The sequence below is a fragment of the Crocinitomix algicola genome (assembly GCF_001661595.2).
GTDB classification, from domain to species: Bacteria; Bacteroidota; Bacteroidia; order Flavobacteriales_D; family Crocinitomicaceae; genus Crocinitomix; species Crocinitomix algicola.
Genome location: NZ_LYPF02000017.1, coordinates 67524 through 80607 on the forward strand (window position 1 = coordinate 67524; position 13084 = coordinate 80607).

13 protein-coding genes are annotated in these 13084 nt (G+C 36.4%); 7 read left to right on the forward strand and 6 right to left on the reverse strand.

Translation table 11 applies throughout. From position 1 onward, the window contains the following. Window positions 1-66: 66 nt before the first annotated feature. Both metK and A8143_RS10960 read left to right on the forward strand, forming a co-directional pair. The gene (metK, locus tag A8143_RS10955) at window positions 67-1320 is read left to right on the forward strand and encodes a methionine adenosyltransferase (RefSeq protein WP_070138102.1); all 1254 of its coding nucleotides are present in this window, start codon (window positions 67-69) and stop codon (window positions 1318-1320) included. Window positions 1321-1375: 55 nt separating this feature from the next. Continuing rightward, window positions 1376-1801, forward strand: a complete 426-nt coding sequence (locus tag A8143_RS10960; RefSeq protein WP_070138103.1) for a YqaA family protein — start codon at window positions 1376-1378, stop codon at window positions 1799-1801. 12 nt (window positions 1802-1813) lie between these two features. On the opposite strand, the gene rnc is transcribed toward A8143_RS10960, so the two are convergent. The 4 genes from rnc to A8143_RS10980 all read right to left on the reverse strand — a co-directional run bounded on the left by rnc (window position 1814) and on the right by A8143_RS10980 (window position 4806). Further along, on the reverse strand, window positions 1814-2548 hold the full coding sequence (gene rnc / locus A8143_RS10965) for a ribonuclease III (protein WP_083261340.1): 735 nt from the start codon (window positions 2546-2548) through the stop codon (window positions 1814-1816). Beyond that, complete coding sequence (gene fabF / locus A8143_RS10970; protein WP_070138104.1) at window positions 2538-3791, reverse strand: beta-ketoacyl-ACP synthase II; 1254 nt, start codon at window positions 3789-3791, stop codon at window positions 2538-2540. Before fabF ends, rnc begins: the two co-directional genes overlap by 11 nt. A 38-nt stretch (window positions 3792-3829) precedes the next feature. After that, window positions 3830-4066, reverse strand: coding sequence for an acyl carrier protein (locus A8143_RS10975; RefSeq protein WP_070138105.1), 237 nt, complete (start codon window positions 4064-4066; stop codon window positions 3830-3832). A 65-nt stretch (window positions 4067-4131) separates the two neighbouring features. After that, entirely contained in the window at window positions 4132-4806 is a 675-nt protein-coding gene (locus A8143_RS10980) for a nitroreductase family protein (protein WP_070138106.1), read from the reverse strand. An 89-nt stretch (window positions 4807-4895) separates the two neighbouring features. Here A8143_RS10980 and purN point away from each other — a divergent pair, with 89 nt between their 5' ends. The 5 genes from purN to A8143_RS11005 all read left to right on the forward strand — a co-directional run bounded on the left by purN (window position 4896) and on the right by A8143_RS11005 (window position 11374). Beyond that, window positions 4896-5462, forward strand: a complete 567-nt coding sequence (gene purN, locus A8143_RS10985) for a phosphoribosylglycinamide formyltransferase (protein ID WP_070138107.1) — start codon at window positions 4896-4898, stop codon at window positions 5460-5462. Between the two features lie 54 nt (window positions 5463-5516). Beyond that, on the forward strand, window positions 5517-6101 hold the full coding sequence (locus A8143_RS10990; RefSeq protein WP_070138108.1) for a MarC family protein: 585 nt from the start codon (window positions 5517-5519) through the stop codon (window positions 6099-6101). A gap of 36 nt (window positions 6102-6137) precedes the next feature. Next, entirely contained in the window at window positions 6138-6980 is an 843-nt protein-coding gene (locus A8143_RS10995) for a hypothetical protein (RefSeq protein WP_070138109.1), read from the forward strand. Between the two features lie 54 nt (window positions 6981-7034). Beyond that, window positions 7035-8969 (forward strand): YgiQ family radical SAM protein, encoded by a 1935-nt coding sequence (locus tag A8143_RS11000; protein WP_070138110.1) that lies wholly within the window; start codon window positions 7035-7037, stop codon window positions 8967-8969. 209 nt (window positions 8970-9178) lie between these two features. Further along, window positions 9179-11374 (forward strand): T9SS type A sorting domain-containing protein, encoded by a 2196-nt coding sequence (locus tag A8143_RS11005; RefSeq protein ID WP_070138111.1) that lies wholly within the window; start codon window positions 9179-9181, stop codon window positions 11372-11374. Window positions 11375-11431: 57 nt separating this feature from the next. On the opposite strand, the gene A8143_RS11010 is transcribed toward A8143_RS11005, so the two are convergent. Next, window positions 11432-12079, reverse strand: coding sequence for a hypothetical protein (locus A8143_RS11010; protein ID WP_070138112.1), 648 nt, complete (start codon window positions 12077-12079; stop codon window positions 11432-11434). Between the two features lie 41 nt (window positions 12080-12120). After that, on the reverse strand, window positions 12121-13014 hold the full coding sequence (locus A8143_RS11015) for a S66 peptidase family protein (RefSeq protein WP_070138113.1): 894 nt from the start codon (window positions 13012-13014) through the stop codon (window positions 12121-12123). Window positions 13015-13084 lie beyond the last annotated feature (70 nt).

A 13084-nucleotide genomic window follows, 5' to 3' on the forward strand; every position in this document is an offset into this window, starting at 1 on the left:
AAATTAATGCTGACGGTATAGTCAAATTAACTATTTTTGCCCTTCATTTAAATCGTATTTAATACTATGTCATATCTATTTACATCTGAATCCGTTTCAGAAGGTCATCCAGATAAAGTGGCAGATCAAATATCTGATGCACTTATCGACCATTTTATGGCATTTGATCCTCAATCAAAAGTAGCGTGTGAAACGCTAGTTACAACCGGCTTGGTGACATTAGCAGGTGAGGTAAAATCAAATGCTTACCTAGACGTACAACAAATTGCTCGTGATACTATCGCGAAAATTGGTTATACAAAATCTGAATATCAATTTGACGCCAAATCGTGTGCTGTTATCTCTGCTATTCATGAACAATCCGATGATATCAATCGTGGTGTTGATCGTGAAGACCCGATGCAGCAAGGAGCTGGTGACCAAGGAATGATGTTTGGTTACGCGACTAAAGAAACTGCTAACTTCATGCCTTTGGCATTAGACTTATCGCATAAAATTTTGCAAGTTCTTGCTGAATTAAGACGAGAAAACGATTCTATTACATATTTACGTCCAGATGCAAAAGCACAAGTAACGATAGAATATTCTGACGATAATGTCCCTCAACGTATTGATTCAATAGTTGTTTCTACTCAACACGATGATTTTGATTCGAATGATGAGGTTATGCTTAAGAAGATTAAAGAAGATATCGTTTCTATTTTAATTCCTCGAGTAAAAGAGCAATTGGCGCCAAATCTTCAAGCATTATTTACCGAAGATATTACTTATCACATCAATCCTACTGGTAAATTCGTAATTGGTGGTCCGCATGGTGATGCTGGTCTAACTGGACGAAAAATCATTGTAGACACCTATGGTGGAAAAGGAGCACATGGAGGAGGAGCATTTTCAGGAAAAGATCCATCTAAAGTTGATCGTTCTGGTGCATATGCTACTAGACATATTGCTAAAAACCTTGTTGCTGCGGGTGTAGCAGATGAAATTCTTGTACAAGTATCATACGCCATTGGTGTAGTCGAACCTACTGGAATTTTCGTTGATACCTATGGAACAGCAAAAGTTGATAAAACGGATGGTGAAATTGCAAAAATTGTACGGGAGATATTCGATATGCGTCCGTATGCAATAGAAACACGTTTAAAATTAAGAAATCCTATCTATTCAGACACTGCAGCCTACGGTCACATGGGCAGAACTTCTGAAAAGAAACAAGTAACGTTTAGCAATGCTGGACGTCAAGAAACTGTTGAAGTTGAAACTTTCACATGGGAAAAATTAGATTACGTTGACAAAGTAAAAGCTGCTTTTAACATCTAATCAATCAAAAACTATAAAACATCCGCGTCATTTTTTGGCGCGGATTTTTTGTGTCATGAATTTTATTAACTGGGGGTTAATTGGACTATTTAGCGGAACCTTCTTATCTGCCACGCTTCTCCCATTCCCGTCAGAAGCGCTTGTCATTGCGTTTAACAATCTCAACTATTCTTTTTGGACAGTTTTATTCACGGCGAGTCTAGGTAATTTTATCGGCGGCTTAACAAACTATTTCATCGGATACAAATCAAATGTTACACTTTTAAAAAAACGTTTCCAACTTAACGAAAATCGAATAATAAGATGGGAAAGGCGCTTAGCTAAGTGGGGGATGTGGTTGGGGCTTTTATCCTGGATCCCAATTATTGGCGATCCAATGGTGGCTGTTATGGGCTTTTACAAAGTAAAGCTCTTACCTTTTGCTCTTATGATGCTAATTGGCAAGTTTTTTAGATACTATATAATCCTGTCCTTACTCTGATTGTAGACTTTATCAATGGAGTCCTAAGAGTGTCATTGTTTCATTGGATGCATTCTGTTCAGCCTCCTTTTTCGCTGTACCTTTACCCATTCCCCATTCCTTATTATTGATGATGACACGTGCTGTGTAAATAAAATCATTCTCTTTTGTTGCTTCATCAATGATTTCAAAAGAAATATTGAACTTATTCTTTTGACCCCAAATTAGCAACAGACTTTTAAAATCCATCTCTTGAGAAAGCACTTCCTTAAAATTGATGAATTTTTTGATGACATATTTTTCAAAGACAGCCCTAGTTGTATCATAATCAGAATCTAAATACATCGCACCAATTAAGGCCTCCATGGCATTTCCTTCAAGTGTCGCAACTTTTATAGAGCGTCCTTTTCGGTAACGCATATATGATTCTAGCTCTAATTCACCACCAATATAAGCTAACATCTTCCGATTTACAATCTTCGCTTTAACTTTTGTTAGGTAACCTTCATCTTCATTTGGGAATCGGTCATACAGATAATGCGCAACGATGAGATCAATAACGGTATCACCCAGATATTCTAAACGCTCGTTGCTCTCACATTCTTCCCGCGTATTACTAAAGGATTTATGCGTTAGTGCATCAATAAATAAATCTAAATCTATAGGACGATAATTAAACTTTTTTTCAAGGAAGTCCACCAACCGCTGCTCGGAAGGGTCTCTTTTTTTAGCAAAAAGCTTCGGGACACGTGAAAGTTTAGTCCTCATAAGATTTGAAAATCACAGATGTATTGTGACCTCCGAATCCAAACGTATTACTTAACGCGTACTTTACTTCTCGTTCCTGTGCTTTATTGAACGTAAAATTGAGTTTGTTATCGATTTCCGGATCATCCGTGAAATGATTAATTGTTGGAGGTACTATATTATTTTGAATTGCCTTAATACATGCAATTGCCTCAATAGCTCCAGCAGCACCAAGTAAATGACCTGTCATTGATTTAGTTGAGGAGATATTCAAGTCATAGGCATGTTCACCAAATACATTTTTTATCGCCTTCGTTTCAGCGATATCCCCAAGCGGAGTTGAAGTACCGTGAACGTTAATATAATCAATATCTTCTGGTGAAAGATTTGCTTCTGCAAGCGCTTGTTTCATCACACTAATTGCGCCTAAACCTTCCGGATGCGGTGCAGTGATATGGTGTGCATCAGCAGATAGGCCGCTTCCCACAATTTCTGCGTAAATTTTAGCACCACGCGCTTTTGCATGTTCCAGTTCTTCAAGAATAAGTGCTCCTGAACCTTCGCCAAGAACAAAACCTTCTCGATCTACATCGAAAGGTCGTGAAGCCGTTTTAGGATCATCATTCCGAGTAGACAATGCTTTCAACGCATTAAATCCGCCAACCCCAGGTTCATTAACACATGCTTCAGAACCTCCCGAAATAATGACATCTGCTTTGTTCAACCTTATCAAATTGAAGGCATCAATCATCGCATTGTTGGATGAAGCACATGCTGACACAGTAACATAGTTTGGTCCTCTAAAACCGTATTTCATTGAAATATGGCCGGCAGCAATATCAACAATCATTTTTGGAATAAAAAATGGGTTGAATCGAGGTGTACCATCACCAGAAGCAAAAGAACTTGCTTCTTCTTGGAAGGTTGTCAATCCACCTATTCCAGAGCCCCAGATAACACCAGCTCTATCGAGGTTAAGATTTTCCACATTTAAACCCGAGTCCACCATAGCTTCAGCGGTAGAAACTATGGCGTACTGAGAAAATGGGTCTAATCTTCTCGCTTCCCTACGATCTATATGATCTTCAACATTGAAGTTCTTCAGCTCGCAAGCAAACTGAGTTTTAAATTTTTCAGCATCAAACTTTGTGATTTTTGCAGCACCACTCACCCCAGAAACTAAACCTTGCCAATATTCATCTGTAGTGTTTCCTATTGGTGTTAACGCTCCTAGTCCAGTTATTACTACTCTTTTCAACTCCATTCCTTTGCTTTAAATTAAACTCTAATGATTTTTAGAAATTATTTTGCGTTTCCTTCGATATAAGAAATCGCATCTCCAACAGTTTGGATCTTTTCAGCTTGATCGTCAGGAATTGCAATATTGAACTCTTTTTCAAATTCCATGATCAATTCTACAGTATCCAAAGAATCTGCACCTAGATCGTTTGTGAAGCTTGCTTCTGCATTTACTTCATCTTCTGCTACTCCTAATTTGTCTACGATAATAGACATTACTTTTGATTTTACATCAGACATATTATCTGTTTTAAATGGTTTATTCAGTCTGCAAAGAAAATACTAAAAAGGCAGAAAATCAAAATTTACATGTAATAAATTGATATTTCTTCCAAGTTTTTTCTCTCTAAGTCAGGCACAGTACAGGTTTCCTTAGCATAACCTACTGGCAAAAGTAGGTAAGGTTTCTCGTTTTTTGGTCGGTCAAGTGCCTCAGCTATAAAATTCATTGGACTTGGTGTATGCGTTAAAGTTACCAAGCCGGCTTGATGGATGGCCCCAATCAAAAATCCACTAGCTATACCGACCGATTCGTTTACATAATAGTTATTTATTTTCTTTTGATCATCATTAAAATCAAAAGATTTTTTCATCACGACAATTATCCAAGGCGCAATGTCAATGAATTCTTTAACTGCATTTGTACCCAAAGGCTCAAGATCTTTTAGCCAACGTTCACTCATTCTTCCACTGTAATTCTTTCGCTCTTCTTCCTCCGCTAACTTTCTTATTCGATGCTTTAGATCGGAATTACGTATAACACAAAATGTCCATGGTTGTTTGTGCGCACCTGAAGGAGCAGTCCCCGCCGTTCTGATGATATATTGAATGACTTCTTCAGGCACATCTCTGTCGGAAAACGCTCTAACAGATCTTCGTTTATTCATGAATTCATAATGCATTTTCGAACGTTCAATCATCTCCTCTTCTTCAAAGAGCACTTGTTGATAAGGAATCATCTTTTGATTTTCTTCTTCCATAATTAGCCTTATATTGAGGGACTAAAAATAACGAAAACTAAGCAGAACTTTATAATACTCTTACCTTTGGGTCGTATTTTAAATAAATTATGAAACATCGAATAGCTATATTTGCTTCTGGTGGTGGTAGTAACGCTGAAGCCATCATGAATTATTTTCAAAATCATTCAACAATAAGTGTTGCATTAATCGTTTCCAATAAATTTGAAGCTTACATTCATGAACGCGCTGCGAAACACAAGATTCCTTCGTACACACACACTGCTAAAGGAATTGAAAATGGAGAAATTGAAGCTGTTTTAAAAGCACATGAGATCAACTTCGTTGTTTTAGCTGGTTACCTTAAAAAAATAAGTCTGTCATTAGTGAATAACTATCCCAATCGAATCGTTAACATACATCCAGCACTCCTTCCAAAATATGGAGGAAAAGGTATGTACGGAATGAATGTACACAAGGCCGTTGTTGCAAATGGTGAACGGGAGTCTGGTATAACCATACATTACGTTAACGAAAATTACGATGAAGGTAATATAATTGAGCAACATAGTTGTGCAATAAGCCCCGATATGACCGTTGAGAATGTTCAACAAGCTGTATTGAAGTTAGAGCATACTTTTTTTGCTCCTTGCATAGAAAGAATAATAAACAAATAAAGGTCAAAGAATTAAAAAGATTATCTTTGCCGACTTTTTTAAAACCGCCTTGTTATGAATTACGACGATTTACTAGAAATAGGAAAAGCATTTATGGTTCTTTTCGCTGTGATTGACATTTTAGGATCAATTCCAGTCATTATAAAAATAAAGAAGAAATCAGGTGATATTCACCCGCTAAAAGCTTCGCTTGTTGCGCTTGGAATTATGCTAGGCTTCTTGTTCATAGGAGAAAGTTTACTCGGTTTTTTTGGTGTTGACACAAAAGCGTTTGCTGTTGTCGGATCATTTATCATTTTTGCTTTGGGAGTAGAAATGATTTTTGGTGTTCAACTTTTTAGAGATGAAGATGAAAGTTCAAAAAAAATAGTTTCAATAGTCCCTATTGCATTTCCAATAATTGCAGGTGCAGGAACGATGACTACTATTGTATCACTTCAAGCAGAATACGAAGTTTATAATATTGCCATTGCCATCATCCTCAATATACTTTTAGTTTTCTTCGTACTAAAACTAACTAAACGAATAGAAAAGTTTTTAGGTAAAGGAGGCATCGCCATCCTGCAAAAAGTGTTTGGAATTATTCTTTTAGCAATTGCTATTAAATTATTTGCGGACAACGTTACGGATTTATTTTAGGCATAAATTTTGACTTTAATTATTAAAAAGTAATCAATGAAATACCTCTTTCTATTATTATCAGTTTCTTTTAGTATCGTTGGAACGAGTCAAGTTTATAATTTCGGAACGGATGAAGTAGCCTTTAAAAACTTTATGAAACATGGTTTAACCTACCGAAAATGCGGTGATGACTACATGGATAGCTTGATGATATCCCATTTAGAGAAATACTGGACTTGTACTTCATTTACTGTTTTAGAAAAAATGGTTAAACCCGGTGAAGAAGAAACCTTAATCTTTATTACGGAGAAAGAGTGGATGAAAAAACACATGATTGACCGAAAAAATCAACATGTATTAGTTGTATTACCCGCTGAAGGTTATCGAGTGCATCAACAAGTGACAATGGAAAGTACACTTGGCTATATGTACCTGAATGGTTTTTATGATTTGGTAAAAGAGGAAGATGAGCATCGTTTTTTATATATGGCAATAAAAGCAATTAACGACGGCCTATCAAGTATAATGAGTCAAGCTATAAATGGAGAGCCAATTGAACTAAACGAAAAAGTAGCGGAAGATATTCGTGGTAAAGAAGGTCCAATTGTTGGAAATACACTGATTTTAAACAGAGAACAAACAAGGCATGTTATTCAAAAAGAAGAACTTGATAAACTAGGAATTAAATACCGATTGTTTGCTGAAGAAGAATATTACGAGGCGATTGAAAAAAAAGACCCAAGTCACCTTATTTTGTATTTTGCTGTAAATCGTTTTACTGAGGTGGCTCTACTCAGATTGTCCGATGGTGAACTACTATACTCCAAACACTATCGTGACGCTGTTAAAAGCATAGACAAAAAGACTTTAAAATATATTGCAGAATACTTCAAATAAAATAGTCTTCCTAACCAATTTACAACCCGATTAAATTCTCGTACCTTTGTAATGATGAATCAGAAAAGAAGACCTGTATCCGATTGGTTACCAATCACAAAAAAAGAGCTTGAAGCGCATGGATGGGAAGAGTTAGATGTTGTTCTCGTTTCAGGTGATGCTTATGTAGATCATCCTTCATTTGGTCCGGCAGTTATTGGTCGTATTATTGAAAGCGAAGGTTTTAAAGTAGGGATCATTCCCCAACCGAATTGGCAGGATGATTTGCGCGACTTCAAAAAATTTGGAGCTCCCAAATATTTCTTTGGAGTAACTTCTGGTTGCATGGATTCAATGGTAAATCACTATACCGCAGGAAAAAGAAAAAGGTCAACCGATTCTTACACCCCAGGTGGTCAAGCAGGTTTTCGACCGGATTATGCGACCTCGGTATACACAAAAATTTTAAAGGAATTATATCCAGACACCCCAGTAATTTTGGGTGGTATTGAAGCTTCACTTCGGCGAGTAACACATTACGATTATTGGTCGGATAAACTAATGCCCAGTATTCTAGAAACAAGTGGAGCTGATTTATTGGTTTACGGAATGGGTGAACAACCTTTGCGTGACATCCTTAAACTTCTTAAAAAAGGAGTCCCGCTAGATTCTTTAAAAACAATTCCTCAAACAGCAATTCTTCAACCGAAAGAAGAATCTCTACCAAAAAATAAAAATTGGGAAGATGTTGACCTTAACTCTCATGAGAATTGCCTGGATGATAAAATTTCGTACGCAAAGAACTTTAAAATTGTTGAAGTTGAATCCAACAAATTAATTGCAAGACGAATACTACAGGATATTGGGGAAAAACGGCTCATAATAAATCCGCCATATAAAACTATGACGGAAAATGAAATTGACCAATCATTTGATTTACCATATACACGGTTACCACATCCGAAATATCACAAAAGAGGCGATATACCGGCATATGAGATGATTAAGTTCTCCATCAATATGCACAGAGGTTGTTTTGGAGGATGTAGCTTCTGTACGATTTCTGCTCACCAAGGAAAATTTATTGCTTCTCGAAGTGAAAAATCAATTATGCGTGAGGTTGAACAAGTGGTAGAGGATCCCGATTTTAAAGGCTATTTATCTGATTTAGGAGGGCCTTCTGCAAATATGTATCGAATGAAAGGCATTGACGAAGCAATTTGCGAAAAATGTGTCAGTCCTTCTTGTATTCACCCTGTAGTATGTTCTAACCTGGACACCAATCATAAGCCACTTACTAATTTGTACAAAAAAGTTGATCAACACCCAAAGATTAAAAAAGCATTCGTAGGGTCAGGTATTCGATATGATTTATTAGTTAAAGATTATAATAAGAATTTAGACGAAGAATCGGCTGAAGAATATCTCGAACAAGTTGTTACGCGCCATGTTTCTGGTCGATTAAAAGTTGCCCCAGAGCACACTGCTGATGATACCTTGAGGATTATGAGAAAACCCTCATTTAAACATTTTCACAAATTCAAAGAGTCCTACGACCGTATCCAAAAGCGAAACGGATTGAACCAGCCCCTAATTCCTTATTTTATTTCATCTCATCCTGGATGCAAAGAAGAAGATATGGCAAATTTAGCGGCGGAAACAAAAGAAATGGGATTTCAATTGGAACAAGTTCAAGATTTTACACCGACTCCAATGACTGTTGCCACCGTAATTTATTATGCTGGCGTGCATCCCTATACGTTAAAACCCACTTTTGCTCCTAAAACGAAACAAGAAAAAAAAGATCAACATCGCTTTTTCTTTTGGTACAAACCTGAAAATCGTCAATGGGTGAAAGACAAACTTCTTCATGCTGGAAAACCTGAGCTGTTAGAACGCCTTGTTGGTCCTAAAACCAATAAATCTTCCAAAAAAGAAATGCCAAAATGGTTAAAAGAAAAAAGAACCAAACAAAGTCAATTTAAAAGTAAAAAACGGCGGAAACACTAAATATTTCAGATGCCATACCTTACTTCGTGATTGTTAATTTTGGGAACTCCAGCAAGAACTGGGTAAATATTGCGTTTTTTGTTAAATAATTCGATGTTTAAATTGTTTGTGTGTTATTTGTAACGAATTCAATCAATTACATAAAAACCCATAGGGGATAATCGAACTTCACCTGTATCTAGTTTGAATTAACACCAAAATACATTAACATGAGAAAAATTTTACTCCTAGCTGGTCTTATGCCTGCCCTGTTTTCATATGCTCAGGGTACGACTGAAAATAGATTAATTGGATCTACTCGGGATGCAGAAATTACCTTTTACACTGCCGATTTCGCCGATTTTGAAACCAACACCCTTGATTATCACGCCCATGCGATAGCTCTTAACCCAGCCGACAGCTTATTATACGGACTAATAAACGAAGACGAAGGTGGAACAAGAAATTTGTATAAAATAAATCCATTTACTGGTGAATTAGAATTAATTTTCGAATTTGAAGTTTCTTATTTTAATAGCGCAGACATAGGATCGGATGGTAAAGTGTATATGATAACAGGAAATGGTGATGGTACACCTGGATTGATTTATTCCTTAGATGCAGTAAGTGGTGATTTCGAATTAGTTTATGATACGGAACTTGAAGGACCATTCGGTTTGGAATACAACACACTAAATAATTCACTTTACATTTTCCAAGCCAATGCGCTTGATGTATCCATGGTACACCGGTATGATTTAGCTACGGGTGATTTCACTGGCACAAGTTTGGCTGGTGGTGAAGATCTAGAAATTCATGGTGCTTATTTCATTGAAGAAGAAAACCAGTTTGTGATCTCAGAATATTACGGGGAAATTACTACAACTACCACCGAAGAATACGATAATTTAGAGCCATATTTCACCTCTACCTATGCTCCTTTGGATCATTGCCATATTCAATTACTACGCGCTGAAGCATTATCAATTGACATGGAAGCTTGCCCAGGAGATGATAGCACAAGAATCGAGCTATTATATGATGTAAATGATGTAGAATGGTACTTAAACGGCGAAATCATAGATGGAGAAGAAGATGATTTTATCTATGCAAAAAACACAGGATATTATCAAGCGCGCGTACAAATTGGTGAGAGTGATAACTATATGCTTTCAGAAAGTATCGTTGTTGAGTTTTACACTGCACCATCTGTTGAATTGTCACAAGAAATGGATGATCATTTAATTTGCCCTGGTGAAACAATAATTATCGATGGTGCTGCTCCAGGTGGTGGAGAAGTACAATGGTATTTGAATGGCGATCCAATTGTAGATGCGACATCATCTTCATATGATGCAACATCTCCAGGTGTATATAATCAAATTAAAACTAATTTAAGTGGGTGTTCCGATTCTGCTGCTGTGTCTTTCGTAATTGAACCCGATGCTGGTCCAGAAGTTGAATTAAGTTTAGATGGTGATGAATATTTATGTCCTGATGAAATTATTACGCTTACTGGAATCGATGACGGAGAAATCCAGTGGTATTTAAACGGAGAATTGATTGATGATGAAACGGATATTTCTATTGACATAACAGAAAGCGGTGTTTACAATCAGTTCGTAATTAATGAGCTTGGTTGCGCTGATTCTGCAGCGGTAGGAATTACAATACTATCAGCTGATAACCCAACTGTTGAAATTACCACCCCAGCCGAAGATTTAATTTTATGCCCTGATGAGACTATACTACTGGAAGGAACCACAGGCGAGTCATATCAATGGTTTTTAAACGGTGATGAACTCGCAGGTGAAACAGACAGCGATCACGAGGCAACAATATTTGGTCATTATAATTTAGTTGTTACCAATGAATTTGGATGTTCTGATTCTACTGAAACAGGCGTGACTATTGAAGCAGGTGAAACTCCTTTTGTAGAAATTTCAAATGAGTTCGATGACCATTTGATCTGTTCAGGTGAAACTATCGTTCTTGAAGGTATTGCGGGTGCCGAGCTGCAATGGTATAAAGATGGTGATATAATTGCTGGCGAGACAGGGACAACCTATAATGCAACTGAAATTGGATCTTATAACTTAATGATCACTAACGAAGGTGGATGTTCTAATTTTTCTGACGACGATTATGTCATTGAAGAAGACACCGACTGCGGATTAAGTATAATCGAGGATGAGGAGTTGACAATTAATGTTTACCCTAACCCCGTAAAAGATATACTTTCAATAGAAAACGTAAACAACCTAAAAGGTATTTCAATTTATGATATAACAGGACATGTTGTTTATGAAAACAGAGCAGTCAACACAACAAATACAACAGTAAATTTTTCAGAACTAGCAGGTGGTATCTATTTGGTGCATTTGTTAACCGAGAAAGGAACTAAAATTGTAAAGGTTAAACATTAACAAATCTTCATAACCAAAAAAAGGCCGTTGTCACGCTATGTGATGATGGCTTTTTTATTACTTAAATCTTATGTAGTTTCGGTCAAGGTAAATTTGAATCCCACCCGATAAATTTGGTAGAATAGTTTGTCGGTCCACAAGATGATATGCTGACCTGTATTGAATTCCAACGGCTAACTCAACACCAAAATGCCTAATAAACCTATATCGGTCGGAAGGAAAACGTAACGATCCACCAATATTTAAAAAATATTCAGCATACGGATGTGTTTCTTCCGAAAGTTTCATATTTCCAAACAATGAAGCACCTTCAATAAAAAAGAAATTTTCCGCTAATAACCCCGACTTCGTAAAAACGATTGTTGAATTTAATGCTTTAATTGTTGGATGAAATCTCAAAACTGGACCTACGGTAAAAACTCCAAATGTACTTTCTTTGCTCCCTATGTGATGAAGTTTCGCTCCAAGTAAAAAATGATCTGTAACAGCGAAATTATAACCAAAAAACAAATTACCGCTTGAATTAACTGCAGACTTTTCTAAAGGATTTCCTAATGAATCAACTGGAATTGGATAATCCTCAAAAATCGCGTCAGAATCATTTGGAGCATAATTGGTTAACGTAAAAAAATTATTCCCTTTGGTAAGTTGCGCAGTGGCAGAATACAGTCCAAATAATGAACTTAAAATCAATATAAATCGCATAATGTTTAGGTTAATGACTTACTAAACCTATGCATTTTGAATTAAGATTCCAAATCTATATTACAATCTTGTTCAAAAATCGATTCGTTTCTCCCAATCTTAATCTTAGCACTTTTCCCAATCAAAACAGCACGATTGTCTTGTATATGACCTGCGGGGAAATTAAATCCCAAAGGAATATTTAATGGTTTAACATGATCATAAATAATTTCCTCAACAGATTTTCCATATGGAATTTCAGAATCCTTTAGGTTTGTCATCCCTCCTATAACCACCCCTTTCAAACACTTTAATTTATTCGCCTTTTTTAAACTGTAAAACATTCTGTCAACCGAATAAAGTGCTTCACCAACCTCTTCAAGAAACAAAATTTTATTGTCAAAATCCACATCAGAATTAGTTCCAATTAACGAATAAACAATTGCCAAATTACCGCCTACGACAACCCCTTCAGCATTACCTTGAATATTATATTTTTGGGGATCAAACGAATAAGAATTAACACCTCCATTCAACGCATTAATCAACGAATCAAGTGAATCAGCCGTATTCTCTTTAAAATTTAGCGGAGCCGTAGCATGCAAGGATGGATTATTAAATTGACCAAAAATATGATGATGAAATACGGTTATGTCACTGTATCCAACTATTAATTTTGGCTTTTTTACAAATTCAGTAAAATCTAATTCATCAATTATTTGTACCGAACCATACCCTCCTCTAGCGCACAAAATGACATCAACCGAAGAATCGTCTAAGGCGTTTTGAAAGTCCTTAAATCGCTCATCTTTTGTTCCAGAAAAATAATGGTATTGGCCTCCTGCAAAATTTCCTACATCAACTTTAAACCCTTTTTCTTTTAGGTATGAAACAGCAAAATTAATAGCCTCTTCATCAATTTGTTTAGCGGGAGATAGAATTCGAATGTGCTTCATGGGTTAAAATTACACAAAGTAAAGAATGAAACCTGTCCATGTATGAAAAAAATAACCCGAACTCATAGAT